29 protein-coding genes and 1 other annotated feature are annotated in these 24,264 nt (G+C 53.0%); of the genes, 19 read left to right on the top strand and 10 right to left on the bottom strand.

Translation table 11 applies throughout. From position 1 onward, the window contains the following. Positions 1–78 precede the first annotated feature (78 nt). Both NA197_RS00230 and cobO read left to right on the top strand, forming a co-directional pair. Entirely contained in the window at positions 79–840 is a 762-nt protein-coding gene (locus NA197_RS00230) for a YciK family oxidoreductase (protein WP_000559310.1), read from the top strand. After that, positions 837–1,427 carry a cob(I)yrinic acid a,c-diamide adenosyltransferase gene (cobO, locus tag NA197_RS00225; RefSeq protein ID WP_001278856.1) on the top strand — a complete coding sequence of 197 codons (591 nt, stop codon included), beginning with the start codon at positions 837–839 and terminating at the stop codon, positions 1,425–1,427. Before NA197_RS00230 ends, cobO begins: the two co-directional genes overlap by 4 nt. 86 nt (positions 1,428–1,513) lie before the next feature. Here the strand turns inward: cobO and rluB are convergent, their stop codons facing one another. The 3 genes from rluB to rnm all read right to left on the bottom strand — a co-directional run bounded on the left by rluB (position 1,514) and on the right by rnm (position 3,999). After that, positions 1,514–2,389 carry a 23S rRNA pseudouridine(2605) synthase RluB gene (gene rluB / locus NA197_RS00220; protein ID WP_001291233.1) on the bottom strand — a complete coding sequence of 292 codons (876 nt, stop codon included), beginning with the start codon at positions 2,387–2,389 and terminating at the stop codon, positions 1,514–1,516. Positions 2,390–2,489: 100 nt separating this feature from the next. After that, on the bottom strand, positions 2,490–3,110 hold the full coding sequence (locus tag NA197_RS00215; protein ID WP_000077250.1) for an L-threonylcarbamoyladenylate synthase: 621 nt from the start codon (positions 3,108–3,110) through the stop codon (positions 2,490–2,492). Between the two features lie 7 nt (positions 3,111–3,117). Then, on the bottom strand, positions 3,118–3,999 hold the full coding sequence (gene rnm / locus NA197_RS00210; RefSeq protein WP_064042879.1) for an RNase RNM: 882 nt from the start codon (positions 3,997–3,999) through the stop codon (positions 3,118–3,120). A gap of 121 nt (positions 4,000–4,120) precedes the next feature. On the opposite strand from rnm, the gene trpL reads away from it, so the two are divergent. The 10 genes from trpL to NA197_RS00160 all read left to right on the top strand — a co-directional run bounded on the left by trpL (position 4,121) and on the right by NA197_RS00160 (position 13,521). Beyond that, the gene (trpL, locus tag NA197_RS00205) at positions 4,121–4,165 is read left to right on the top strand and encodes a trp operon leader peptide (protein ID WP_010989026.1); all 45 of its coding nucleotides are present in this window, start codon (positions 4,121–4,123) and stop codon (positions 4,163–4,165) included. Then, positions 4,142–4,237, top strand: a sequence feature (Trp leader region). It overlaps the preceding gene by 24 nt. A gap of 22 nt (positions 4,238–4,259) precedes the next feature. Next, a complete protein-coding gene (gene trpE / locus NA197_RS00200; protein ID WP_064042878.1) occupies positions 4,260–5,822 on the top strand; it encodes an anthranilate synthase component I in 1,563 nt (520 codons plus the stop codon). Beyond that, entirely contained in the window at positions 5,822–7,417 is a 1,596-nt protein-coding gene (gene trpD, locus NA197_RS00195) for a bifunctional anthranilate synthase glutamate amidotransferase component TrpG/anthranilate phosphoribosyltransferase TrpD (protein ID WP_000763492.1), read from the top strand. The genes trpE and trpD overlap by 1 nt, the downstream gene beginning before the upstream one ends. A 3-nt stretch (positions 7,418–7,420) precedes the next feature. Further along, positions 7,421–8,779, top strand: a complete 1,359-nt coding sequence (gene trpCF / locus NA197_RS00190) for a bifunctional indole-3-glycerol-phosphate synthase TrpC/phosphoribosylanthranilate isomerase TrpF (protein WP_064042877.1) — start codon at positions 7,421–7,423, stop codon at positions 8,777–8,779. Between the two features lie 9 nt (positions 8,780–8,788). Next, positions 8,789–9,982, top strand: coding sequence for a tryptophan synthase subunit beta (gene trpB / locus NA197_RS00185; RefSeq protein ID WP_000209485.1), 1,194 nt, complete (start codon positions 8,789–8,791; stop codon positions 9,980–9,982). Continuing rightward, positions 9,982–10,788 (top strand): tryptophan synthase subunit alpha, encoded by an 807-nt coding sequence (gene trpA, locus NA197_RS00180; RefSeq protein WP_000443029.1) that lies wholly within the window; start codon positions 9,982–9,984, stop codon positions 10,786–10,788. The genes trpB and trpA overlap by 1 nt, the downstream gene beginning before the upstream one ends. 479 nt (positions 10,789–11,267) lie before the next feature. Continuing rightward, the gene (locus NA197_RS00175; RefSeq protein ID WP_000807657.1) at positions 11,268–11,450 is read left to right on the top strand and encodes a general stress protein; all 183 of its coding nucleotides are present in this window, start codon (positions 11,268–11,270) and stop codon (positions 11,448–11,450) included. Between the two features lie 89 nt (positions 11,451–11,539). After that, the gene (locus NA197_RS00170) at positions 11,540–12,043 is read left to right on the top strand and encodes a YciE/YciF ferroxidase family protein (RefSeq protein WP_001022826.1); all 504 of its coding nucleotides are present in this window, start codon (positions 11,540–11,542) and stop codon (positions 12,041–12,043) included. Positions 12,044–12,116: 73 nt separating this feature from the next. After that, complete coding sequence (locus NA197_RS00165) at positions 12,117–12,623, top strand: ferritin-like domain-containing protein (RefSeq protein ID WP_001109977.1); 507 nt, start codon at positions 12,117–12,119, stop codon at positions 12,621–12,623. 19 nt (positions 12,624–12,642) lie between these two features. Beyond that, positions 12,643–13,521, top strand: a complete 879-nt coding sequence (locus NA197_RS00160) for a manganese catalase family protein (protein WP_000488353.1) — start codon at positions 12,643–12,645, stop codon at positions 13,519–13,521. Between the two features lie 81 nt (positions 13,522–13,602). On the opposite strand, the gene ompW is transcribed toward NA197_RS00160, so the two are convergent. After that, positions 13,603–14,241, bottom strand: a complete 639-nt coding sequence (ompW, locus tag NA197_RS00155; RefSeq protein WP_000714799.1) for an outer membrane protein OmpW — start codon at positions 14,239–14,241, stop codon at positions 13,603–13,605. Between the two features lie 336 nt (positions 14,242–14,577). Here ompW and NA197_RS00150 point away from each other — a divergent pair, with 336 nt between their 5' ends. From NA197_RS00150 to yciA, 4 genes are all read left to right on the top strand, one after another. Then, positions 14,578–14,982, top strand: a complete 405-nt coding sequence (locus NA197_RS00150; RefSeq protein WP_000114955.1) for a YkgJ family cysteine cluster protein — start codon at positions 14,578–14,580, stop codon at positions 14,980–14,982. A 25-nt stretch (positions 14,983–15,007) separates the two neighbouring features. Continuing rightward, positions 15,008–15,751 (top strand): YciC family protein, encoded by a 744-nt coding sequence (locus tag NA197_RS00145; RefSeq protein WP_000028507.1) that lies wholly within the window; start codon positions 15,008–15,010, stop codon positions 15,749–15,751. Positions 15,752–15,807: 56 nt separating this feature from the next. After that, the gene (locus tag NA197_RS00140; RefSeq protein ID WP_000808682.1) at positions 15,808–16,347 is read left to right on the top strand and encodes a septation protein A; all 540 of its coding nucleotides are present in this window, start codon (positions 15,808–15,810) and stop codon (positions 16,345–16,347) included. A gap of 160 nt (positions 16,348–16,507) precedes the next feature. Further along, complete coding sequence (gene yciA / locus NA197_RS00135) at positions 16,508–16,909, top strand: acyl-CoA thioester hydrolase YciA (RefSeq protein ID WP_000210317.1); 402 nt, start codon at positions 16,508–16,510, stop codon at positions 16,907–16,909. Positions 16,910–16,968: 59 nt separating this feature from the next. On the opposite strand, the gene tonB is transcribed toward yciA, so the two are convergent. Next, entirely contained in the window at positions 16,969–17,691 is a 723-nt protein-coding gene (tonB, locus tag NA197_RS00130; RefSeq protein WP_058110741.1) for a TonB system transport protein TonB, read from the bottom strand. Positions 17,692–17,914: 223 nt separating this feature from the next. Between tonB and NA197_RS00125 the strand changes: the two genes are divergently transcribed. Next, a complete protein-coding gene (locus NA197_RS00125) occupies positions 17,915–18,211 on the top strand; it encodes a YciI family protein (RefSeq protein ID WP_000967605.1) in 297 nt (98 codons plus the stop codon). Positions 18,212–18,254: 43 nt separating this feature from the next. Here NA197_RS00125 and NA197_RS00120 read toward each other — a convergent pair whose 3' ends face one another. Then, a complete protein-coding gene (locus NA197_RS00120; RefSeq protein WP_001531561.1) occupies positions 18,255–18,428 on the bottom strand; it encodes a YciY family protein in 174 nt (57 codons plus the stop codon). A 142-nt stretch (positions 18,429–18,570) separates the two neighbouring features. On the opposite strand from NA197_RS00120, the gene cls reads away from it, so the two are divergent. Then, a complete protein-coding gene (cls, locus tag NA197_RS00115) occupies positions 18,571–20,031 on the top strand; it encodes a cardiolipin synthase (RefSeq protein WP_000206886.1) in 1,461 nt (486 codons plus the stop codon). A 33-nt stretch (positions 20,032–20,064) separates the two neighbouring features. Further along, positions 20,065–20,394 carry an HI1450 family dsDNA-mimic protein gene (locus NA197_RS00110; RefSeq protein ID WP_000425070.1) on the top strand — a complete coding sequence of 110 codons (330 nt, stop codon included), beginning with the start codon at positions 20,065–20,067 and terminating at the stop codon, positions 20,392–20,394. Between the two features lie 47 nt (positions 20,395–20,441). Here NA197_RS00110 and NA197_RS00105 read toward each other — a convergent pair whose 3' ends face one another. The 4 genes from NA197_RS00105 to oppC are packed head-to-tail and all read right to left on the bottom strand — an operon-like array spanning position 20,442 to position 24,254. Further along, positions 20,442–21,278, bottom strand: coding sequence for an ion transporter (locus NA197_RS00105; RefSeq protein WP_000059074.1), 837 nt, complete (start codon positions 21,276–21,278; stop codon positions 20,442–20,444). A gap of 47 nt (positions 21,279–21,325) precedes the next feature. After that, on the bottom strand, positions 21,326–22,330 hold the full coding sequence (oppF, locus tag NA197_RS00100; RefSeq protein WP_000994698.1) for a murein tripeptide/oligopeptide ABC transporter ATP-binding protein OppF: 1,005 nt from the start codon (positions 22,328–22,330) through the stop codon (positions 21,326–21,328). After that, a complete protein-coding gene (locus NA197_RS00095; protein WP_023234047.1) occupies positions 22,327–23,334 on the bottom strand; it encodes an ABC transporter ATP-binding protein in 1,008 nt (335 codons plus the stop codon). Before NA197_RS00095 ends, oppF begins: the two co-directional genes overlap by 4 nt. A gap of 11 nt (positions 23,335–23,345) precedes the next feature. After that, on the bottom strand, positions 23,346–24,254 hold the full coding sequence (gene oppC / locus NA197_RS00090) for an oligopeptide ABC transporter permease OppC (RefSeq protein ID WP_000979653.1): 909 nt from the start codon (positions 24,252–24,254) through the stop codon (positions 23,346–23,348). Positions 24,255–24,264: the final 10 nt, after the last annotated feature.

The following is a 24,264-nucleotide window of genomic DNA, read 5'->3' as shown; positions in this document are numbered from 1 at the left end:
TCAGGCATAAACCCGAAAAGTTAACGCGAAGATAAGACAACCTGGCAGGACGGTGCACCACACCGTTGAGGAGTAGCCATGCATTACCAACCGAAACAAGATCTATTGCAAAACCGCATTATTCTGGTCACTGGCGCCAGCGATGGCATTGGGCGGGAAGCCGCGCTTACGTATGCGCGTTACGGCGCAACGGTGATTCTGCTGGGACGTAACGAAGAGAAACTGCGTCGGGTCGCGCAGCACATTGCTGACGAGCAACATGTCCAACCACAGTGGTTTACGCTCGATCTGCTGACCTGCACCGCTGAAGAGTGCCGGCAAGTGGCCGACCGCATCGCCGCACACTATCCCCGCCTGGATGGCGTCCTGCACAATGCCGGGTTACTGGGGGAAATCGGTCCAATGAGCGAACAAGATCCGCAGATCTGGCAGGATGTCATGCAGGTAAACGTTAACGCCACCTTTATGCTCACCCAGGCGCTGTTACCGTTATTATTGAAGTCCGATGCCGGCTCGCTGGTCTTTACGTCATCAAGCGTTGGCCGTCAGGGACGCGCCAACTGGGGCGCCTATGCCACCTCGAAGTTTGCTACTGAAGGAATGATGCAGGTGCTGGCGGACGAATACCAGAACCGTTCTCTGCGTGTTAACTGCATTAACCCGGGCGGCACGCGCACCAGTATGCGCGCCAGCGCCTTTCCGACGGAAGATCCACAGAAATTAAAAACGCCTGCCGATATTATGCCGCTTTACCTGTGGCTTATGGGCGACGACAGTCGCCGTAAAACCGGTATGACCTTTGACGCCCAACCGGGCCGTAAACCAGGAATCGCCCAATGAGTGATGAACGTTATCAGCAGCGCCAGCAGAAGGTAAAAGATCGGGTTGACGCCCGTGTCGCCCAGGCACAGGAAGAGCGCGGTATTATTATCGTGTTTACTGGCAATGGTAAGGGCAAAACTACGGCGGCTTTCGGGACTGCCGCCCGCGCCGTAGGACACGGTAAAAACGTAGGCGTGGTGCAATTTATTAAGGGCACCTGGCCCAACGGCGAGCGTAATCTGCTGGAACCGCATGGCGTCGAATTTCAGGTGATGGCAACGGGATTTACCTGGGAGACGCAAAATCGCGAGGCAGACACCGCAGCATGTATGGCCGTTTGGCAGCATGGGAAACGGATGCTGGCCGATCCGCTGCTTGATATGGTGGTACTGGATGAGCTGACCTATATGGTGGCGTATGACTATTTGCCGCTGGAAGAGGTCATAAGCGCGCTAAACGCGCGCCCTGGTCACCAGACGGTGATTATTACAGGTCGCGGCTGTCACCGGGATATTCTTGATCTTGCGGATACCGTCAGCGAACTGCGTCCGGTTAAACATGCTTTCGACGCGGGCGTAAAAGCCCAGATGGGAATTGATTATTAACCGTAGGCCGGATTAAGGCGTTTGCGCCGCCATCCGGCACAAACCCTCTTGTCTGATGATTCTCGGCCTATAGACCGCGGTAGAGATTACCCGTTGTTATTACGCCCACCGGAGCGGCGTCCGCCAGCTATCTGGCTGTGGCGTTTTACCGCCCGACGGATCTGGTTCGCTTTCATACGACGACGGTCTTTTTCGACGGCAACCTTCGACGAGGTTTCCGGCGGGAGCTCTACCAGACCACGCAGATAGTTCGTTTGCGCGAGGTCGAGCTCAGTCCAGCCGCCGCGCGGCAGGCCTTTCGGCAGCGGGATATCGCCGTAACGAACGCGGATCAGACGGCTGACCTGAACGCCTACCGCTTCCCACAGTCGGCGAACTTCGCGGTTGCGCCCTTCCGTCAGCGTCACGTTATACCACTGGTTAATGCCTTCGCCGCCGCTGAATTTAATGGTCTTAAATGCCGCCGGACCATCTTCCAACTGTACGCCACGGCTTAAATCACGCAGTTTCGATTCATCCACCTGACCGAACACGCGCACGGCATATTCACGTTCAACTTCACGACTAGGGTGCATCAGGCGGTTCGCCAGTTCACCGTCGGTGGTAAATAACAATAGCCCGCAGGTGTTGACATCCAGACGTCCTACCGCAATCCACCGCGCGCCGCGCAGTTTCGGTAAGCGATCAAAAACGGTTGGTCGCCCTTCAGGGTCATTGCGGGTACACAGTTCACCTTCTGGTTTGTAATAGGCCAGAACGCGGCAAATTTGTTCCGCCGACTCTTTCACCGAAATCAGGTGACCGTCGATACGGATTTTCAAACCGGGAGTGACTTCAACACGATCGCCAAGCGTGGCGATTTTACCGTCAACGCTGACACGTCCCGCTTCAATAATGGATTCGATTTCACGGCGAGAGCCGTGGCCAGCGCGCGCCAGCACTTTTTGTAACTTTTCGCTCATAGAGCTTCCTTCAGGTGTCGCCTTCACAGGCGTCGAACAGGAGAATGAACGGCGCGTTGCCGCGCCATTTTAAGGCCGCGTAGTATACAGGCTTACGCCCTTATAAGAAAGGTGTAACGTCGCCGACGCCTTCGCGCAGCACCACCGGGGAGTCATTGGTCAAATCGATTACCGTGGTAGGCTGTTGACCGAGGTAACCGCCGTGGATGATCAGATCCACCTGCTTCTCCAGCCGATCTTTAATCTCCTCCGGGTCCGACTCGGTAAAATCGCTGCCAGGCAGCATCAACGACGTCGAGAGCATTGGTTCGCCCAGCGTATCCAACAACGCCAGCGCAATCGGGTTTGACGGTACGCGCAGGCCGATAGTTTTACGCTTTTCCTGCAACAGACGGCGCGGCACCTCTTTTGTCCCCTTCAGGATAAAGGTGTAGTTACCCGGCGTATTGTTTTTCATCAGACGAAACGCCACGTTGTCGACGTAGGAGTAAGTCGACAACTCGGACAAATCGCGGCACATCAGCGTGAAGTTGTGGCCGTCCGGCAGATGACGGATGCGGCAAATGCGCTCCATTGCGCCTTTGTCTTCAATTTTACAACCAAGGGCATAGCCGGAATCGGTTGGATAAACAATAACACCGCCTTTACGCACAATGTCGACGGCCTGATTAATCAGCCGTTGCTGTGGGTTATCCGGATGGATATAAAAAAACTGGCTCATACTTCCCTCACTGTGATATTTGCGGCTGTTCCCATGTCTGCCATACGCCTTCAACGCCAGCGGGCAGCCAGAGTTTACGCCCCAATTCAATCCACGGGCAGGGCTGATGGAAATCAGATCCAAGCGATGCCCATAAATGATGCTGGCGCGCAAGCGTCGCCAGTTGGGTGCGTTCATTGGGCGATTGTTGGCACTGCGCCACTTCCATCGCGTCGCCGTGATGGTCGGCAAAATATGCCACTAATCTTTTCAGCCACTTAGCGCTAAGGTCGTAGCGTCCCGGATGGGCCAACACCGCCTTACCGCCAGAATGATGAATGACATCAATAGCTTGTTCTATTGTACACCACTGCGGCGGAACGTAACCGGTTTTCCCACGCGCGAGATATTTTTTAAAAACATCCGCCATGGTCGTGGCTTTGCCGCACTCCACCAGAAAGCGGGCGAAGTGGCCGCGCGTCACCGCGCCGCCATTGGCCAGTCTCAATGCCCCTTCCCACGCGCCGGGAATATGGGCTTTTTCCAGACGCTCCGCAATGAGCCGACCGCGCGCCTGACGCCGCTCTGTCTGCTGCGCCAGAAAATCGCGCATTGCCGGGTGCGCAATATCAATATTCAGACCCACAATGTGAATCTCATGATTCTCCCAGACCGTTGAAATCTCCACGCCGGGAATAAGATTCAGGGCCAGCCCGCAACGTGAAATTTCTTCTCTTGCCGCAGGAATCGCGGCTGTGGTGTCATGATCGGTAATCGCCAGCGTGCCGACTCGCATCTCTACCGCACGGTGTACTAATGTTTCTGGCGTCAACAGTCCATCGGACGCCGTGGTATGACTGTGCAGATCGTAAATCACTGCGTAATTCGTGTCGCTCAAGGCGGCTCCCATAGAGATAAAGGTATGTCATGTACATCATAACGGTTCCGGCAAATATACTGAAATAGGTGTTGACATTATTCCATCGAACTAGTTAACTAGTACGAAAGTTCACATGAAGAGGGTATCTAAAATGGCAGCGACATTTGCATTACACGGTTGGTGGCGCACTTCCTGATAGCGGGCGGTGTATGAACAGCTGTAATCAGCCAAACGAGACCCGGCCCGCCTGTTAAGCGGGCTTTTTTTTGAACAAAATAATGAGAATAACCATGCAAACACCAAAACCCACGCTCGAACTATTGACCTGCGATGCCGCCTACCGGGAAAACCCAACGGCGCTTTTTCATCAGGTCTGCGGTGATCGCCCGGCAACGCTGCTGCTGGAATCCGCGGATATCGACAGTAAAGACGATTTAAAAAGCCTGCTGCTGGTGGATAGCGCGCTGCGCATTACCGCTTTAGGTGACACTGTCACTATTCAGGCGTTATCTGATAATGGCGCCTCGTTATTGCCGCTACTGGATACCGCCCTGCCCGCTGGCGTGGAGAACGAAGCCCTGCCTGCCGGTCGCGTTCTACGCTTCCCGCCCGTCAGCCCATTATTAGATGAAGACGCCCGTTTATGCTCTCTATCGGTATTTGATGCGTTCCGCCTGTTACAGGGGGTGGTGAACATACCGACGCACGAGCGGGAGGCTATGTTTTTCGGCGGTCTGTTTGCCTACGACCTGGTCGCTGGCTTTGAAGCGCTGCCACACCTTGAGGCTGGCAATAACTGCCCGGACTACTGCTTTTATTTAGCGGAAACGCTGATGGTGATAGATCATCAGAAAAAAAGCACCCGTATTCAGGCCAGTCTGTTCACCGCCAGCGACCGGGAAAAACAGCGCCTGAACGCCCGCCTGGCGTACCTTAGCCAACAGTTAACCCAGCCTGCTCCGCCGTTGCCGGTGACGCCGGTGCCGGACATGCGCTGCGAATGTAATCAGAGCGATGACGCGTTCGGCGCGGTGGTACGCCAGTTGCAAAAAGCCATCCGCGCGGGGGAGATATTTCAGGTGGTGCCGTCGCGCCGCTTTTCACTGCCCTGCCCGTCGCCGTTGGCTGCCTACTACGTGCTGAAAAAGAGCAACCCCAGCCCGTATATGTTCTTTATGCAGGATAATGATTTCACGCTTTTCGGCGCGTCGCCGGAAAGCTCGCTGAAATATGACGCCGCCAGCCGTCAGATTGAGATTTACCCCATCGCGGGTACCCGTCCACGCGGTCGCCGCGCCGATGGTACGCTGGACAGAGATCTCGACAGCCGTATTGAGCTGGACATGCGTACCGACCATAAAGAGCTTTCCGAACATCTGATGCTGGTCGATCTGGCGCGCAATGACCTGGCGCGCATCTGTACGCCGGGCAGTCGCTACGTTGCCGATCTGACCAAAGTTGACCGCTATTCGTACGTGATGCATCTGGTTTCCCGGGTAGTGGGCGAACTGCGTCACGATCTCGACGCGCTGCACGCCTATCGCGCCTGCATGAACATGGGCACCCTGAGCGGCGCGCCGAAAGTACGCGCCATGCAGTTGATTGCCGATGCGGAAGGACAGCGCCGCGGCAGCTATGGCGGCGCGGTCGGTTACTTCACCGCCCACGGCGATCTGGACACCTGTATTGTTATCCGCTCCGCGCTGGTGGAGAACGGTATCGCCACCGTACAGGCGGGCGCCGGAATTGTGCTGGACTCGGTTCCGCAGTCTGAAGCCGATGAAACCCGTAATAAAGCGCGCGCCGTATTGCGTGCTATCGCCACCGCGCATCATGCACAGGAGACCTTCTGATGGCTGATATTCTGCTGCTCGATAACATCGACTCGTTTACCTGGAACCTGGCAGATCAGCTACGGACCAACGGTCATAACGTGGTGATTTACCGTAACCATATTCCGGCGCAGACGCTTATCGATCGCCTGGCGACAATGAAAAATCCGGTGCTAATGCTCTCCCCCGGTCCGGGCGTTCCCAGCGAGGCAGGCTGTATGCCGGAGCTGCTGACCCGGCTACGCGGCAAGTTACCGATCATCGGCATTTGTCTGGGGCATCAGGCGATTGTCGAAGCTTACGGCGGTTATGTCGGTCAGGCGGGAGAAATCCTGCATGGCAAAGCCTCCAGCATTGAGCATGACGGTCAGGCGATGTTCGCCGGGCTGGCGAATCCGCTACCGGTCGCGCGTTATCATTCGCTGGTCGGCAGTAATGTTCCTGCCGGGCTGACCATTAACGCCCATTTCAACGGCATGGTGATGGCGGTACGTCATGATGCGGATCGCGTTTGCGGTTTTCAATTTCATCCTGAGTCCATCCTGACGACACAGGGCGCGCGTCTACTGGAGCAAACATTAGCCTGGGCGCAGCAAAAGCTGGAACCGACCAACACCCTACAGCCGATTCTGGAGAAACTCTATCAGGCGCAAACACTGACGCAACAAGAGAGCCATCAGTTGTTTTCGGCGGTCGTCCGCGGCGAACTTAAGCCTGAACAGCTCGCCGCCGCGCTGGTGAGCATGAAAATTCGCGGCGAGCATCCCAATGAAATTGCCGGCGCCGCCACTGCGTTGCTGGAAAATGCCGCCCCGTTCCCGCGCCCGGAGTATCTGTTTGCGGATATCGTTGGTACCGGCGGCGATGGCAGCAACAGTATCAATATCTCTACCGCCAGCGCCTTTGTCGCGGCGGCCTGTGGACTGAAAGTGGCGAAACACGGCAACCGTAGCGTGTCCAGCAAATCGGGGTCATCCGATCTGCTGGCGGCGTTCGGTATTAATCTGGATATGAACGCCGATAAATCACGTCAGGCGTTAGATGAACTGGGCGTCTGTTTCCTGTTTGCGCCGAAATATCACACCGGATTCCGTCACGCGATGCCGGTTCGCCAACAGTTAAAAACGCGAACCCTGTTCAACGTACTCGGCCCGCTGATCAACCCGGCGCATCCGCCGCTGGCGTTGATTGGCGTCTATAGCCCGGAACTGGTGCTGCCGATTGCGGAAACCTTACGGGTACTGGGCTATCAGCGCGCGGCGGTGGTACATAGCGGCGGCATGGATGAGGTTTCGCTCCATGCGCCGACGATTGTCGCGGAGCTGCATGACGGCGAAATTAAAAGCTATCAACTGACGGCGGAGGATTTTGGCCTGACGCCTTACCATCAGGATCAGTTGGCTGGCGGCACGCCGGAAGAAAACCGTGACATTCTGACGCGGTTATTACAAGGTAAAGGCGATGCCGCGCATGAGGCCGCCGTCGCCGCCAACGTGGCGATGCTGATGCGTCTGCATGGTCAGGAAGATCTCAAGGCCAACGCGCAAACCGTGCTTGATGTTCTGCGCAACGGCACCGCATATGACAGAGTCACCGCACTGGCGGCAAGAGGGTAAATAATGCAAACCGTTTTAGCGAAAATCGTCGCAGACAAGGCGATTTGGGTAGAAGCCCGCAAACAGCAACAGCCGCTGGCCAGTTTTCAAAATGAGATCCAGCCAAGTACACGCCATTTTTATGATGCGCTCCAGGGCGCGCGTACCGCCTTTATTCTGGAGTGTAAGAAAGCATCGCCATCAAAAGGCGTGATTCGCGATGATTTCGATCCGACGCGTATTGCCAGTATTTATCAACATTACGCCTCGGCGATCTCGGTGCTCACCGACGAAAAATATTTTCAGGGGAGCTTCGATTTTCTGCCGGTCGTTAGCCAAAGCGCGCCGCAGCCGATTCTGTGTAAGGATTTTATTATCGATCCCTATCAGATCTACCTTGCCCGTTACTATCAGGCCGATGCCTGTTTACTGATGCTCTCGGTTCTGGATGACGAACAGTATCGCCAACTCTCCGCCGTCGCGCACAGTCTGAAAATGGGCGTGCTCACGGAGGTCAGTAATGATGAAGAACGGGAGCGCGCGATAGCGTTAGGCGCAAAAGTGGTAGGTATCAACAATCGCGATCTGCGCGATCTGTCGATTGATTTGAATCGCACCCGCCAGCTGGCGCCAAAACTGGGCCACGGCGTGACTGTCATCAGCGAGTCCGGGATTAACACCTATGGTCAGGTACGCGAACTGAGCCACTTCGCCAACGGTTTTTTAATTGGCTCGGCGTTAATGGCGCATGACGATCTTAACGCCGCCGTCCGTCGCGTGCTGCTTGGCGAGAATAAAGTCTGCGGCCTGACCCGCGCCCAGGACGCTAAAGCTGCCTGTGACGCTGGTGCAATATATGGCGGGTTGATTTTTGTGCCCTCATCTCCGCGCGCGGTTAGCGTTGAGCAGGCGCGAGAAGTGATAAGCGCCGCGCCATTGCAGTACGTCGGCGTTTTCCAGGACGCTGATATCGCCGATGTTTGCCAGAAAGCTGCCGTCCTGCCGCTTTCTGCCGTACAGCTACATGGCAGCGAAGACCAGGCGTATGTCAACGCGCTGCGCGAGGCGTTGCCCAAACAGGTGCAAATCTGGAAGGCGCTGAGCGTTAGCGATGCCCTTCCCGCACGCGATTATCACCATGTCGATAAATACATTTTCGACAATGGGCAAGGCGGCAGCGGGCAGCGCTTCGACTGGTCACTGCTACAGAGGCAACCGCTGGATAATGTGTTACTGGCGGGCGGGCTGGCGGCCGATAACTGCGTCCAGGCGGCGCAAGTCGGCTGTGCCGGTCTCGATTTTAATTCAGGTGTGGAGTCACAGCCGGGCATCAAAGATGCTCGTCTTCTGGCCTCGGTTTTTCAGACACTGCGCGCATATTAAGGAAAAAACATGACAACACTTCTCAACCCCTACTTTGGTGAATTCGGCGGCATGTATGTGCCGCAGATCCTGATGCCTGCGCTGAACCAGCTTGAAGAGGCCTTCGTCAGCGCGCAAAAAGATCCTGAATTTCAGGCGCAATTCGCCGATCTGCTAAAAAACTACGCGGGACGCCCCACCGCGCTGACGAAATGCCAGAACATTACCGCCGGTACGCGTACCACGTTGTATTTAAAGCGCGAAGATTTACTGCACGGCGGCGCGCACAAAACTAATCAGGTACTGGGGCAGGCGCTGCTGGCCAAACGGATGGGGAAAAGCGAGATTATCGCTGAAACCGGCGCCGGTCAGCACGGCGTCGCCTCTGCGCTCGCCAGCGCCCTGCTGGGTCTGAAATGCCGTATCTATATGGGTGCCAAAGACGTTGAGCGCCAGTCGCCGAACGTTTTCCGTATGCGTCTGATGGGCGCTGAGGTCATCCCGGTTCATAGCGGCTCCGCTACGCTAAAAGATGCCTGTAACGAGGCGCTGCGCGACTGGTCCGGTAGTTACGAAACCGCGCACTATATGCTCGGCACGGCGGCAGGACCGCATCCCTATCCCACCATCGTTCGCGAGTTCCAACGCATGATTGGCGAAGAGACGAAAGCGCAAATCCTTGACAAAGAGGGCCGTCTGCCAGATGCCGTTATCGCTTGCGTCGGTGGCGGCTCAAACGCTATCGGGATGTTTGCGGATTTTATTAATGATACCAGCGTCGGGCTAATAGGCGTTGAACCTGGCGGTCATGGTATTGAAACCGGCGAGCATGGCGCGCCGCTTAAACATGGTCGCGTTGGCATCTATTTCGGGATGAAAGCGCCGATGATGCAAACAGCGGACGGGCAAATTGAAGAGTCCTATTCCATTTCCGCCGGGCTCGATTTCCCATCCGTTGGGCCGCAACATGCGTACCTGAACAGCATCGGACGCGCGGATTATGTCTCCATTACCGATGATGAGGCGCTGGAAGCCTTCAAAACGTTGTGCCGCCATGAGGGAATTATCCCGGCGCTGGAATCCTCCCACGCGTTGGCGCACGCTCTGAAAATGATGCGCGAGCAGCCGGAAAAAGAGCAACTGCTGGTGGTCAATCTCTCTGGCCGCGGAGATAAAGACATCTTTACCGTACACGATATCCTGAAAGCGCGAGGGGAAATCTGATGGAACGCTACGAAAATTTATTTGCACAGCTCAACGATCGCCGGGAAGGCGCTTTTGTCCCCTTCGTGACCCTGGGCGACCCTGGCATTGAACAGTCACTGAAAATTATCGACACACTGATTGACGCTGGCGCCGACGCTCTGGAGCTGGGGGTTCCCTTCTCCGATCCGCTGGCCGATGGCCCTACCATCCAGAATGCGAACTTACGCGCCTTCGCCGCTGGCGTCACGCCGGCTCAGTGTTTTGAAATGCTGGCGCTGATTCGTGAAAAACACCCAACCATTCCGATTGGCCTGCTAATGTACGCGAATCTGGTGTTCAATAACGGCATAGATGCGTTCTATGCCCGTTGTGAACAGGTTGGCGTAGATTCCGTGCTGGTCGCAGATGTCCCGGTTGAAGAATCGGCCCCCTTCCGCCAGGCGGCGTTACGGCATAATATCGCGCCGATCTTCATCTGCCCGCCAAATGCGGATGACGATCTTCTGCGCCAGGTCGCATCTTACGGCCGCGGTTACACCTACCTGCTTTCGCGTTCGGGCGTCACCGGCGCGGAAAACCGTGGCGCATTGCCGTTGCATCATCTCATTGAGAAGCTTAAAGAGTACCATGCCGCGCCTGCGTTACAGGGCTTCGGTATCTCCTCGCCGGAACAGGTGTCTGCGGCCGTGCGTGCCGGGGCGGCTGGCGCTATCTCCGGCTCAGCCATTGTCAAGATTATCGAGAAAAACCTCGCGTCTCCCGAACAGATGTTGGCGGAGCTCAGGTCCTTTGTCTCAGCGATGAAAGCCGCCAGCCGCGCATAACGGGTTAAGCCGTCAGCATAACGCTGGCGGCTTAATGAGAGGTTGGCACCAAACCAGAATCACGATTCAGGCGTACATCATCAATCTTTTTGGTGTTATTCCCCGTCCAGCTTTCAAAAAGTCTGAAGTCAATTTTTGCTAAGAAAACTCCTAATCACGCCGAAAAATTTAGCGTTTTCACGTCAATTTCCCCCGCCTTTATGTAAAGAAATGTCAACAAACAATGCATTAACGTTTCCAGGGCCGCAGATAGTGACTCTTGTTATTAATAACAATGCAAAGCATTTTCTGTTAAATCGCTTATTCTAAAAGAAAATATAGAATATATTATCTCTAAACCATTTTTTGTGCGTTATTTACGCGGTAAATCACAACTATTTCCGTCAATTTGACTAATCGGTTTAACCAACTAATTTTAATAGGGTGTCGACACGGTTAAAACCGATTTTTTCAGCAAGCAACGAGACAGGAGAAATAATATGGCCGAACATCGTGGTGGTTCAGGAAATTTCGCCGAGAATCGTGAAAAAGCATCTGAAGCGGGCCGCAAAGGCGGTCAGCATAGCGGTGGGAATTTCAAAAACGATCCGCAACGAGCTTCTGAAGCCGGTAAAAAAGGTGGTCAGAATAGTCACGGCGGACGTAAATCCGATAATTCCTGATTTACTGTAATGTAAATACAACACATGCTTTTATCAAGCAATCTGCGAGTCTTCTGGCTCGCAGTATTTTGCCCAGGAGAATTAGATTTATGAATATCAAAACCGTTGAAGACCTTTTTATCCATCTACTTTCAGATACCTATAGTGCAGAAAAACAATTAACCAAGGCTCTTTCTAAACTAGCCAGAGCCACGTCCAATGAAAAATTAAGCCAGGCCTTTCAATCTCATCTTGAAGAAACCCAGGGTCAGATTGAACGTATTGATCAGATCGTCGAATCTGAATCTGGCATTAAACTGAAAAGAATGAAATGCGTCGCTATGGAAGGGCTGATTGAAGAAGCCAATGAAGTCATCGAAAGTACGGAGAAAAACGAAGTACGCGATGCAGCGCTTATCGCCGCGGCGCAAAAAGTCGAGCATTACGAAATCGCCAGCTACGGCACGCTAGCCACCCTGGCCGAGCAGCTCGGCTATAGCAAGGCATTAAAACTGCTCAAAGAAACCCTCGACGAGGAAAAACAAACTGATTTAAAACTTACCGATTTAGCAGTCAGCAATGTTAATAAAAGTGCTGAACGCAAATCGAAATAATATTTTTAATTATCAGCTTGCATGATTCCGATTTTATTATCGGAGCAGATTATCACGCATTGAGGAATGTACAATGAATTATACTGAACATTATCATGACTGGCTTCGTGACGCCCATGCCATGGAAAAACAGGCAGAATCGATGCTTGAATCTATGGCCAGCCGTATTGAAAATTATCCTGATATAAAAGCCAGAATTGAACAACATATTAGTGAAACCAAACATCAAATTACCATGCTCGAGGAAGTGTTGGACCGTAATGGTATTTCCCGTTCGGTGTTGAAAGACTCCATGAGCAAAATGGCTGCGATGGGGCAATCTATCGGTGGCATGTTCCCTTCCGATGAAATTGTCAAAGGCTCAATTAGCGGTTATGTTTTCGAGCAGTTCGAAATTGCTTGTTATACCTCCCTGCTGGCGGCGGCAAAAAAAGCTGGCGACACTGCCTCAATTCCGACGATTGAAGCCATTCTGAAAGAAGAAATGCAAATGGCTGACTGGCTTATCAAACATATTCCGCAGACAACGGAACAATTTTTGCTGCGATCTGAAGCAGATGGCGTTGAAGCCAAAAAATAAATAATAAGCAGGAGGCAATATGTTTCGACACGTAAAACAACTTCAATATACTGTGCGAGTGAGCGAACCTAATCCTGGATTAGCGAACCTGCTGCTGGAACAGTTTGGCGGCCCTCAGGGCGAACTGGCGGCCGCCTGCCGCTACTTCACGCAAGGTTTAAGCGATGATGATGCCGGTCGTAGAGAGATGTTAATGGACATCGCCACCGAGGAGCTGAGTCATCTGGAAATTATCGGCTCACTGGTAGGAATGCTTAATAAAGGCGCTAAAGGCGAGCTGGCGGAAGGCACCGAAAGCGAAGCGGAACTTTATCGCTCGCTGACGCAGAATGGTAATGACAGCCATATCACCTCTCTGCTGTATGGCGGCGGCCCTGCGTTGACGAACTCCGGCGGCGTACCGTGGACCGCGGCTTATATTGATACTATCGGCGAAGTCACAGCCGATCTACGCTCAAACATCGCGGCCGAGGCGCGAGCGAAGATTATTTATGAACGCCTGATTAATCTGACCGACGATCCTGGCGTAAAAGACACGCTCAGTTTCTTAATGACCCGTGAAGTCGCGCACCAGCTCTCTTTTGAAAAGGCGCTGTATTCGATTCGTAACAACTTCCCGCCGGGTAAATTACCGCCGGTAGAACAGTATACCGACGTGTACTACAACATGTCGCAAGGCGACGATCCGCGAGGTAGCTGGAATAGTGATGAGAACTTCAACTATGTCGCAGAACCGATGCCTGCTGTTGATGGCGGCGATGGCCTGGCGACAGTGAAATTGCCGCGCGAGCAGTTGGCGCTGCTCAAAGCGATGGCAGAAAGAACGAAATCGGACCCCACCGTTGATCCTCTCACTGGCGCAGAACTAGGCTGCGGCGAACCGAAAGAAGACAAGTGAGTTCCGACAAGTAAAATCCGTGTGTCATGTCCTTTTTTGACCCCGCATAGCGGGGTCTTTTTTCGTCACAACATCAGGCGATTAGAAACGATAGCCTGCCGAGAACATAAATACCCATGGGTCCAGACGCACGCTGTCATGATGCTGAACGCCGCCCATTTTATAATTGGCGGTAGTATCAATATCCATGTACCAGACAGAGGCGCCAATTAACCAGTCGCGGTTAATCAGGTAATCTACCCCAACTTGCCCTGCCGCGCCCCAGGAATCCTTAAAGCTCAGATCGGACAGCCCGGCATTTTTACCATTATCGTTAAAGTCGTTATCGAAGAAGGTGGTGTAGTTCACCCCCACGCCGACATAAGGACGCACTTTGCTGCTGGAATCGCCGAAATACCACTGCGCCATTAACGTTGGCGGTAACAGGTGGACCGTGGCGATATCACCCGTCGCGCCCGTACCCACCTTATGGCGGAACGGCGTGGCCGCCAGCAATTCAACCCCGATATTGTCCGTCGCCATGTAAGTGAATGTCAGGCCGAGTTGCGTGTTATTACTCACATCAAACCCGTTTAAATGCCCCAGCGTACCACCCGCCCCTTCTGTAGGTCTGACGGTTGCCGGACCTGCACGCATAAAGAATTCTCCGGCTTCGTGCGCGAACGCGCTGCCTGAGAGAAGAGTTGTTAACGCCAGTGCCGCCACTGTAAATTTTTTCATACCCGCTCCATCGTTATGGTTATAAAAGCGTGATGAATATACCCACAATGAAGTAATAAGTGATCTAACACAGATCACATTTGTTCTTATAATTTAACATTTATTGATCCAGATTAATTTAGAACTTGTATTGAAAATCCTGGTTATAGGAATTCAGATCAATTTTGACATATTCACGCTATGCAAATATTTGTCTGCTCCTGTTGCCCTGGCGATAAAGGCTGGCTAAGGTAATCAATGTCCCGCAATGGCGCGTGGCGTTAAGATTCGCGAACACTGCGGGACAGATTAATTTCCGTTGTAATCTATTGATACGTGAGTTTTTGCAGGTGAATCATGAGCGTTCTTAACCCATGCATGACATGCGGTGCCTGTTGTGCCTATTTTCGTGTCTCCTTTTATTGGGCTGAAGGCGACGACGCCAGCGGACGCGTTCCGGCGTCATTAACCGAGCCCGTTACCCCTTTTTTACGTTGTATGGCCGGTACCAACCAAAAACAGCCGCACTGTAAAGCGCTAATTGGCACGCCGGGTGAAAACGTCAGTTGCGCTATTTATGAAAACCGCCCTTCAACCTGTCGCGAATTTTCGATATCGGGCGAAGGAGGCGAAGTGAATGAGGCGTGCAATCGCGCCCGCGCGCGATACGGATTACCGCCGCTTTACAAAGATATGCTTTTCCATACAACTGCTGATGCTGCCACTGTAGAGTTATCCAGGGTACAATTGCCCGCAAATTAACACCTGCAAAACTCAAGGAGAGTGCATGTCTATCACGGCGAAGTCCGTTTACCGTGACGCCGGAAATTTTTTCCGAAATCAATTTATTACTATCTTGCTGGTTTCGTTGCTGTGCGCATTTATCACGGTGGTCTTAGGTCATGCCTTTTCACCCAGCGATGCGCAAATCGCGCAACTCAGTGAAGGAGAACATCTGGCAGGCAGCGCTGGCCTGTTTGAGCTGGTACAAAATATGACGCCGGAGCAGCAGCAGATCCTGTTGCGCGCCTCTGCCGCCTCGACGTTTTCCGGGCTTATCGGCAACGCTATTCTGGCCGGCGGTATCATCCTGATGATTCAGTTAGTTTCAGCGGGACATCGGGTTAGCGCGCTGCGCGCTATCGGCGCCAGCGCCCCTGCATTGCCTAAACTGTTTATTCTCATTTTTCTGACTACCCTGTTAGTGCAAATCGGTATAATGCTGATTGTCGTTCCGGGGATTATTATGGCCATTGTGCTGGCGCTTGCGCCAGTGATGTTGGTTGAAGAGAAAATGGGCGTGTTTGCCGCAATGCGCAGCAGTATGCGTTTAGCCTGGGCTAACATGAGACTGGTCGCGCCCGCGGTGATAGGCTGGTTACTGGCTAAAACATTGCTATTGCTGTTCGCGCCCAGCTTCGCTGTACTGACCCCAAATGTAGGCGCTGTACTGGCGAATACGTTGAGCAATCTGATTTCCGCAGTATTGCTTATCTACTTATTCCGCCTGTATATGTTGATTCGCCAATAATCCGCAATGCGCCGTTACGCGGCGCATTCGACGCTCGTTGATGATGGAATCGAAGAATGAAGCAGTTTCTGGATTTTTTACCGCTGGTTGTCTTTTTTGCGTTTTATAAACTTTATGACATCTATGCGGCGACCTCCGCACTGATTGTCGCGACGGCAATCGTGCTGATTTATAGCTGGGTGCGCTATCGGAAAATAGAGAAGATGGCGCTGATTACCTTTGTTCTGGTTGCCGTCTTCGGCGGTCTGACGCTCTTCTTCCATAACGATGAATTTATTAAATGGAAGGTGACGGTTATTTATGCGCTGTTCGCCGGCGCGCTGTTAATAAGCCAGTGGGTGATGAAAAAACCGTTAATCCAACGTATGTTAGGTAAAGAACTGGCGTTGCCGCAGCAGGTCTGGTCAAAGCTGAACCTGGCGTGGGCGCTGTTTTTTATTGCGTGCGGTCTGGCTAACATTTATATCGCCTTCTGGTTGCCGCAAAATATCTGGGTCAACTTTAAGGTCTTTGGACTCACGGCGCTGACGCTCATTTTTACCCTGCTGAGCGGCGTCTATATCTACCGGCATCTGCCACAGGAAGATAAATCATAACCCTCCCGTGACTTATCATCGCCAGACTGCGAACGCCTGGCGATATTTTCTTCGCCTTTACGCCCTGCGCTTTCCCGTCAGTACCTTTATTCCCACTATTCTCCACACAAAATTCATAGTAGCATCGCGGCTGTAATTTTTTCTGATAGTCGGTTTTACAATGACAACAATGGATAATACTCCTCAGGGCGAGCTGGTTTTACGTACATTGGCCATGCCTGCCGATACCAATGCGAACGGCGATATTTTTGGCGGCTGGCTGATGTCGCAAATGGATATTGGCGGCGCGATACTGGCCAAAGAGATCGCGCACGGTCGGGTTGTAACCGTACGCGTGGAAGGAATGACATTTCTGCGCCCCGTCGCGGTTGGCGATGTCGTATGTTGCTACGCGCGCTGCGTTAAACGCGGTACGACGTCTATTAGCATCAATATTGAAGTCTGGGTGAAAAAAGTCGCGTCAGAACCGATTGGACAGCGCTACAAGGCCACCGAGGCGCTGTTTATTTATGTTGCCGTCGATCCAGACGGTAAGCCTCGCCCGCTCCCGGTTCAGGGTTAAGTATACCCGCTTACGCCGCCAGCAGGTGATGGTATATTCCTGGCTGGCGGCGCCAGAGATTACTCAATCTGCGCCGTGCCGTTCAGACGGAAGATAATATTGACCACCAGCCCGGAACCCGGCTTGCCTGCTTCATAGCGCCATTTGCGCATCGCATTCTTAACTTCACGCTCAAACATATTGGCTGGCTGCGCGGACAGAATCTGTACATTTTCCACTCGCCCAGCAGAGGTCACGTCAAACTTCACCTTTACGCGGCCTTCAATACGTAACGCCTGTGCTCGCGCCGGATACTGCGGCTGGTTACGGCTCAGAGCGCGAGGTCCAGTGGGCACGCTCACCGCCGGCTTGCTGGTCGCCGATGCGGTGCTGCTTGTTGGCCGCGCCGGGGCGCTATTTTCAAACGGTGAGGCAGGACGCGGCGCGGCTGGTTTGACTTCGCGCTTCGGCTGCTCTTCAACCTTTTTCACCGGTTTCGGTTTCGGCTTGGGTTTTGGCTTAGGTTTGGGTTTCTCAATCACCACGGGCGCTTCTTTAGGCGGTTCAGGGATCGGCTCTGGCTCCGGTTCGGGTTCAACCACCGGCTCCGGCGGCGGCTGAACCGCCTGGGGCGGCTCCAGGTCGGCGGGTGAAACCATTGTCACCGTGATAGGCTGCGCTGGCGCAGGCAATTCAATAACCTGATGTACCGAGGTATAGAGCAAACCTGCCACTACAGCACCATGAATGCCTACGGAAAGGAATGTCGGCCAGGGAAAGCGACGAGGTAAATCAAGGGTCATTGAAGTCATAATCGTTTCAGTTGAAAAACCAGAGCTGAATTTTAAATGCAAATAGCAATCATATTCAATAAGGCATTGCCGATAGCGGCATTTAAAAGATGATATCGCGCAAAAACACCACACAAAATGTGCATGTTTAACAAAGTCGGTATCTTTACATTGCAGTTAAATGCCCTTTCCAATAACGTAATCAGCAACTTTTACCGATTAAGGAGCTCTACCCGTGCTGTATGTTATTTACGCTCAGGACAATGCCAACTCGCTTGAAAAACGCCTCTCGGTACGGCCCGCGCATCTGGCGCGCCTGCAACTTCTGCATGATGAAGGGCGATTATTAACTGCCGGGCCGATGCCCGCAGTGGACAGTAACGATCCTGGGGTAGCCGGATTTACCGGGTCAACGGTGATTGCTGAATTTGAATCTTTAGAAGCGGCGCAATCCTGGGCTGATGCGGACCCCTACGTCGCAGCGGGCGTCTATGCGCAGGTTTCGGTCAAACCATATAAGAAGATCTTTTGAAAAGGATGGCCTGTTGGGCACCGCATACGGTGCCCTTTCTGGCTCACACACCGTGAATCGCAAAGAGTAATGAATTACGCTGACGATTAAAGATGCATTTCCTGATGGTATGGATACGCATATTACGGCGTGATTGCCCTTCAAGCCAACGCGCTTTACGGCGGCTCGCCTGACGTAGCATTCGCCAGCGCCCCACTTCCGTTCTACTACGCTTCATGTTTACGACTCTCACTGTAACAGAAGCGCCATTATACCCCCTCGCCGGATGCAGACCAGCGCTTTTCCCGTGTTTTTATTTGCCATGTGAATCCTGACGCGTAAACTCTTAACAACACGCTTTCTAAAGGATTTTTAAAGTTATGACAACCTTCTACACCGTGGTGAGTTGGCTGGTCATTTTGGGATACTGGGTTCTCATTGCCGGCGTCACATTACGTATTCTAATGAAACGGCGCGCAGTTCCCTCCGCAATGGCCTGGTTGTTAATCATCTATATCCTTCCGCTGGTCGGGATCATCGCCTATTTGTCCGTGGGCGAATTGCATTTAGGCAAACGTCGCGCCGAGCGTGCCCGCGCCATGTGGCCGTCTACCGCCAAATGGTTGAATGACCTCAAAGCCTGCAAACACATTTTCGCGCAAGAAAACAGTAGCGTCGCATCGTCCTTGTTTAAGCTGTGCGAACGACGTCAGGGGATTGCGGGCGTCAAAGGCAACCAGTTGCAATTGCTTACCGACTCCGATGATGTCATGCAGGCGCTTATTCGCGATATCCAACTGGCGCGGCATAATATCGAAATGGTGTTTTACATCTGGCAGCCAGGCGGCATGGCGGATCAGGTCGCTGAATCGCTAATGGCCGCCGCCCGCCGCGGCATCCACTGCCGGCTTATGCTGGACTCCGCGGGTAGCGTCGCTTTCTTCCGCAGCCCCTGGGCGGCCATGATGCGTAACGCTGGCATTGAAGTCGTAGAGGCGCTGAAGGTGAATCTGATGCGCGTCTTTTTACGCCGTATGGATCTTCGCCAGCACCGTAAAATGGTGATGATTGACAATTACATCGCCTATACCGGTAGTATGAATATGGTGGACCCGCGTTTTTTCAAACAGGATGCCGGCGTTGGACAATGGGTCGATTTGATGGCGCGGATGGAAGGCCCCGTGGCGACAGCAATGGGGATTGTTTACTCCTGCGATTGGGAAATCGAGACGGGTAAACGCATTCTGCCTCCCCCGCCGGATGTGAATATTATGCCGTTTGAGCAGGCCAGCGGGCATACCATTCATACCATTGCTTCCGGTCCTGGTTTTCCGGAAGATCTCATTCACCAGGCACTATTAACCGCCACCTATGCTGCGCGCGAATATTTAATTATGACCACGCCATATTTCGTCCCCAGCGACGATCTGCTGCACGCCATTTGTACCGCTGCGCAGCGCGGCGTGGATGTCAGTATTATCCTGCCCCGTAAAAATGATTCACTGCTCGTCGGCTGGGCCAGTCGCGCCTTTTTCAGCGAGTTACTGGCGGCGGGCGTGAAAATCTATCAGTTCGAAGGCGGGCTGTTGCATACTAAAAGCGTGCTGGTCGATGGCGAACTGAGCCTGGTCGGTACCGTGAATCTCGACATGCGTAGCCTGTGGCTTAATTTCGAGATTACGCTGGTCATTGATGATACGGGTTTCGGCGCCGATCTGGCTGCGGTACAGGACGATTATATTTCGCGCTCCCGTCTCTTAGATGCGCGTTTGTGGGTAAAACGTCCGTTATGGCAGCGTATTACCGAGCGATTGTTTTACTTCTTTAGTCCATTGCTGTAAAACGTGACCAACATGAGTAAACAGGTAGTCACTATGGAAATGGATCTGAACAATCGCCTGACTGAAGACGAAACGCTTGAGCAGGCTTACGATATTTTTCTTGAGCTGGCGGCGGATAATCTTGATCCGGCTGATATCATTCTGTTCAATTTGCAATTCGAGGAGCGCGGCGGCGCGGAGTTGTTTGATCCCGCTGAAGACTGGCAAGAGCACGTCGATTTTGACCTGAATCCAGACTTTTTTGCCGAGGTGGTAATTGGCCTGGCGGATACCGAAGACGGCGAAATTAACGACATTTTCGCCCGCGTTCTGCTGTGCCGGGAAAAGGACCACAAGCTGTGCCATATTCTCTGGCGCGAATAAGCGGTTCAGGCCGGATGGCGTCTGATAGCGCCCTCCGGCAAGCCTGTTTAATCCGGTAGCTTACTGCCGCATCGGTTACAATATTGCGCGCTATGTTCATGCTGGCTTTGCTGGCACTGCGGACATTTTCGCTGCCAGTGACGTTTTTGAAACGCGCTGCTCATGTGCGTGGTAATCAGTCCTGTAGGAATCGCAATCACCGAATAACCAATCAAAATAAGCACCGACGCGACAATACGTCCCAGCGGCGTATGCGGCGTAATATCACCGTACCCCACGGTTGTGACTGTCACTATCGCCCAATACACCGAGGCATTAAGCGTCGTGAAGCCATATTTCGGTCCTTCAATAAGATACATCAGGGCACCGAAAATAATCATCACGATCGCAATAAATGAATAGAACAGAATAAGCTGATGACGCGCGCTAATAATGGCGCTCCAGAATACGCGCAGGGATGGCATAAAGCGTAGCAGTTTAAGAATACGCAGCACGCGAATCGCTCGCATAGCGCGCCAGGCAAACATATAGTTCAGGCTAATTTCCGGCCACAGCCACATGACGTACAGCGGCAAAATCGTCACCAGATCAATAAATCCCCAGAAACTAAAAACGTATTTTGCCGGTTCGGGCCAGCTAAACAGTCTGAGCAAGTATTCACCGGTAAATATCAGGGTAACGCAGAGCTCCAGCCAGACAAAAATATGCCATTCATCAAATGTCAGGTGATATTCCGTTCCTACGCCTGATTCAACAAAAATGACCAGTACGCTAAGCAGCGCAAACAGCGCGCATAACCCTTCAAAACGGCGACCTGAGCGCGTAGTCAAATCGAACAGATTATGATAAAGACGACGGCGAACCGACGACAAAGAAAGTGACACGGTAACCTCACCTAAAAGAAGGGCTGACGAATTGTCAGCCCTTGCGATTATAACGGGTCTACTTTAAGGCAGGAAACGGCATGGCGAAAACTCCCTTCCAGCACTGGTCGCGTTTGCGCGCATTCTGGCCCGGCTAGCGGACAGCGTGTACGGAACACGCAGCCGGAAGGCGGGTTAATGGGCGAAGGTAATTCGCCCTCCAGCAATTGTATCTTCTTATTTCGCTCCAGATCGGGATCGGGAATCGGTACCGCCGACATCAGCGCTTTGGTATAAGGATGCAGTGGATTATGGTACACCTCATCATAGGTGCCCAATTCTACCGCATGACCGAGATACATCACCAGGACACGATCGGATATGTGCTTTACGACCGCCAGATCGTGCGCAATAAAAATCAACGACAGCCCCATCTCTCGCTGTAACTGCTGGAGCAAATTCACCACCTGCGCCTGAATAGAAACGTCCAGCGCCGACACCGGCTCATCGCAAATAATGAGCTTAGGTTCCAGGATCAATGCCCGGGCGATACCGATGCGCTGGCACTGCCCCCCGGAAAATTCATGGGGATAACGGTTGATGAGGTTCGGCAGCAGCCCCACTTTCAGCATCATGGCTTTCACGCGGTCACGCACGTCCTGGCGCGAAAGTTTAGGATGATAAGTGCGCAGCGGTTCCGCGATAATTTCGCCAATCGTCATTCGCGGGTTGAGTGACGCCAGCGGGTCCTGGAAAATCATCTGGATATCGCTGCGCACCTCGCGCCACTCATCCGCTTTCATGCCCAGCAGATCTTTTCCCAGCCAGGCGACTTTACCGTCTGTCGCCTTCACCAGACCAATAATGGCGCGCGCAAACGTCGACTTGCCGCAGCCGGATTCGCCCACCACGCCCAGCGTTTCGCCTTCATACAGGCGTAGCGTAACGCCGTCCACCGCTTTCAGGGTTTTCGGCGGTTGCCAGAACCACTGCTTCCCTTCTTTGATATCAAAATGTACTTTCAGATCGGCGATTTCGAGGAGAACTTTACGTTGTTCAATCACAGCATTCATAGCAGTTCCTCCACCGGTTTAAAACAGGCGCGCAAGCGACCAGGACTGAACGCTTCAAGTGGCGGCGCATTATTGCAGATCTCCATCGCATGAGGACAACGCGGCTGGAACGGACACCCTTTAGGCAAACGCAATAAATTGGGAGGATTGCCCGGAATCGTCAGCATTTCCGCCCCCTCGCTATCCAGACGCGGCACCGCATTAAGCAGGCCTATCGAATACGGATGAACGGGCTGATAAAAGACATCGCGCGCCTTACCGTATTCCATGGTACGCCCGGCATACATTACCAGGACCTTATCGCAAATACCCGCGACCACGCCCAGATCGTGGGTAATCATGATAATGGCGGTATTAAATTCGCGCTTTAGCTCATTAAGCAAGGTCATAATCTGCGCCTGCACGGTAACATCAAGCGCGGTGGTAGGCTCATCGGCAATAAGCAGTTTCGGCCTGCACAACAGCGCCATCGCAATCATCACACGTTGACGCATTCCGCCGGAAAATTCGTGCGGGTACATTTTCATCCGTTTGCGCGCTTCCGGCATTTTTACGGCATCCAGCATTCTGACGGACTCTTCAAAAGCTTCCGCTTTGCTCATTCCTTTATGCAGCATCAGGACTTCCATTAACTGCTCCCCAACGCGCATATAAGGATTTAGCGAGGTCATCGGATCCTGAAAAATCATCGAAATCTGTTCTGCGCGCAGCGTATTCAGTTCGCGCTCAGGTAGATTAAGAATTTCACGTCCGTTAAAGGTCGCGGAACCGCCGATTCGACCATTCGTCGCCAGCAGTCCCATTAATGCGAACGCCGTTTGCGATTTCCCCGATCCAGACTCGCCAACAATGCCTAACGTTTCTCCAGCGCGAAGCGTAAAGTTCAGATCGTTGACCGCCGTCACATCGCCATCAGGCGTAGCGAACGTAACACGAAGATCGTTTACCTCCAGCAGTACATTCGCCGGTTGCGGCGACTGAGTTGCGGTTTCTGATAAGCTCATGGCTGTACTCCTTAACGATCTTTTGGGTCGAGGGCATCACGCAGGCCATCGCCAATAAAGTTAAAACAGAATAACGTCACCACGAGAAAGCCAGCCGGAAACAGCAGCAGCCACGGTGAGACTTCCATTGAATTTGCGCCATCGCTCAACAACGCTCCCCAACTGCTTAACGGTTCCTGCGTCCCAAGCCCCAGGAAACTGAGGAAAGACTCAAACAGAATCATGCTGGGCACCAGCAACGATGCATACACTACCACTACGCCCAGGACGTTAGGCACAATATGGCGGATCACAATGCTGGCGGTCGACACACCACCCACCTGCGCGGCTTCGATGAACTCTTTACGTTTAAGACTTAGGGTTTGGCCACGCACGATACGCGCCATATCAAGCCAGGAGACCATGCCGATGGCGACGAAAATCAACAGAATGTTCTGCCCAAAAAACGTCACCAGCAAAATCACAAAGAACATAAACGGGAACGAGTTGAGGATCTCCAACAAACGCATCATCACAGAATCAATTTTGCCGCCCAGATACCCGGACAGCGAGCCATACAGCGTTCCGACAATGACCGCCACCAGCGCGGCGGCAATCCCGACCATCAATGAGATACGCCCGCCGATGGCAACGCGCACCAACAGATCGCGCCCGGAAGAGTCAGTGCCGAAATAGTGGCCGGACGCCATATCCGGCGCGCTGGACATCATGCCCCAGTCGGTATCGAAATAGGTAAATTGCGACAGCATAGGCGCCACTGTCACGAACAGGGCTATCAGAAACAGGACAATAAGACTGGCCACCGCCGCACGGTTATGCATAAAGCGCCGACGGGCATCTTGCCAAAGGCTGCGACCTTCCACCTCTAGCTTTTCACTGAAATTTTCCAGCGTCTCGCTGTTTTTCTTACTTAACATCATCGCGAGCTCC

It is taken from the genome of Salmonella sp. NW884, from assembly GCF_051700745.1.
Classification (GTDB): domain Bacteria; phylum Pseudomonadota; class Gammaproteobacteria; order Enterobacterales; family Enterobacteriaceae; genus Salmonella; species Salmonella enterica.
Note: the sequence above shows the minus strand (reverse complement) of the source record. Positions and strands in the feature narration are given on the sequence as shown.

What these genes read in the sequence shown, in the direction of transcription:
- trpCF (WP_064042877.1), top strand. Translation starts at nt 7,421, where the DNA reads ATGCAAACCGTTTTAGCGAAAATCGTCGCAGACAAGGCGATTTGGGTA.
- NA197_RS00095 (WP_023234047.1), bottom strand. Translation starts at nt 23,334, where the DNA reads ATGAGCTTATCAGAAACCGCAACTCAGTCGCCGCAACCGGCGAATGTA.
- trpB (WP_000209485.1), top strand. Translation starts at nt 8,789, where the DNA reads ATGACAACACTTCTCAACCCCTACTTTGGTGAATTCGGCGGCATGTAT.
- NA197_RS00170 (WP_001022826.1), top strand. Translation starts at nt 11,540, where the DNA reads ATGAATATCAAAACCGTTGAAGACCTTTTTATCCATCTACTTTCAGAT.
- NA197_RS00110 (WP_000425070.1), top strand. Translation starts at nt 20,065, where the DNA reads ATGGAAATGGATCTGAACAATCGCCTGACTGAAGACGAAACGCTTGAG.
- NA197_RS00215 (WP_000077250.1), bottom strand. Translation starts at nt 3,110, where the DNA reads ATGAGCCAGTTTTTTTATATCCATCCGGATAACCCACAGCAACGGCTG.
- cls (WP_000206886.1), top strand. Translation starts at nt 18,571, where the DNA reads ATGACAACCTTCTACACCGTGGTGAGTTGGCTGGTCATTTTGGGATAC.
- trpE (WP_064042878.1), top strand. Translation starts at nt 4,260, where the DNA reads ATGCAAACACCAAAACCCACGCTCGAACTATTGACCTGCGATGCCGCC.
- NA197_RS00140 (WP_000808682.1), top strand. Translation starts at nt 15,808, where the DNA reads ATGAAGCAGTTTCTGGATTTTTTACCGCTGGTTGTCTTTTTTGCGTTT.
- NA197_RS00120 (WP_001531561.1), bottom strand. Translation starts at nt 18,428, where the DNA reads ATGAAGCGTAGTAGAACGGAAGTGGGGCGCTGGCGAATGCTACGTCAG.
- trpD (WP_000763492.1), top strand. Translation starts at nt 5,822, where the DNA reads ATGGCTGATATTCTGCTGCTCGATAACATCGACTCGTTTACCTGGAAC.
- NA197_RS00165 (WP_001109977.1), top strand. Translation starts at nt 12,117, where the DNA reads ATGAATTATACTGAACATTATCATGACTGGCTTCGTGACGCCCATGCC.
- oppF (WP_000994698.1), bottom strand. Translation starts at nt 22,330, where the DNA reads ATGAATGCTGTGATTGAACAACGTAAAGTTCTCCTCGAAATCGCCGAT.
- NA197_RS00160 (WP_000488353.1), top strand. Translation starts at nt 12,643, where the DNA reads ATGTTTCGACACGTAAAACAACTTCAATATACTGTGCGAGTGAGCGAA.
- rluB (WP_001291233.1), bottom strand. Translation starts at nt 2,389, where the DNA reads ATGAGCGAAAAGTTACAAAAAGTGCTGGCGCGCGCTGGCCACGGCTCT.
- cobO (WP_001278856.1), top strand. Translation starts at nt 837, where the DNA reads ATGAGTGATGAACGTTATCAGCAGCGCCAGCAGAAGGTAAAAGATCGG.
- oppC (WP_000979653.1), bottom strand. Translation starts at nt 24,254, where the DNA reads ATGATGTTAAGTAAGAAAAACAGCGAGACGCTGGAAAATTTCAGTGAA.
- NA197_RS00175 (WP_000807657.1), top strand. Translation starts at nt 11,268, where the DNA reads ATGGCCGAACATCGTGGTGGTTCAGGAAATTTCGCCGAGAATCGTGAA.
- NA197_RS00230 (WP_000559310.1), top strand. Translation starts at nt 79, where the DNA reads ATGCATTACCAACCGAAACAAGATCTATTGCAAAACCGCATTATTCTG.
- yciA (WP_000210317.1), top strand. Translation starts at nt 16,508, where the DNA reads ATGACAACAATGGATAATACTCCTCAGGGCGAGCTGGTTTTACGTACA.
- ompW (WP_000714799.1), bottom strand. Translation starts at nt 14,241, where the DNA reads ATGAAAAAATTTACAGTGGCGGCACTGGCGTTAACAACTCTTCTCTCA.
- tonB (WP_058110741.1), bottom strand. Translation starts at nt 17,691, where the DNA reads ATGACCCTTGATTTACCTCGTCGCTTTCCCTGGCCGACATTCCTTTCC.
- NA197_RS00150 (WP_000114955.1), top strand. Translation starts at nt 14,578, where the DNA reads ATGAGCGTTCTTAACCCATGCATGACATGCGGTGCCTGTTGTGCCTAT.
- trpA (WP_000443029.1), top strand. Translation starts at nt 9,982, where the DNA reads ATGGAACGCTACGAAAATTTATTTGCACAGCTCAACGATCGCCGGGAA.
- rnm (WP_064042879.1), bottom strand. Translation starts at nt 3,999, where the DNA reads ATGGGAGCCGCCTTGAGCGACACGAATTACGCAGTGATTTACGATCTG.
- NA197_RS00145 (WP_000028507.1), top strand. Translation starts at nt 15,008, where the DNA reads ATGTCTATCACGGCGAAGTCCGTTTACCGTGACGCCGGAAATTTTTTC.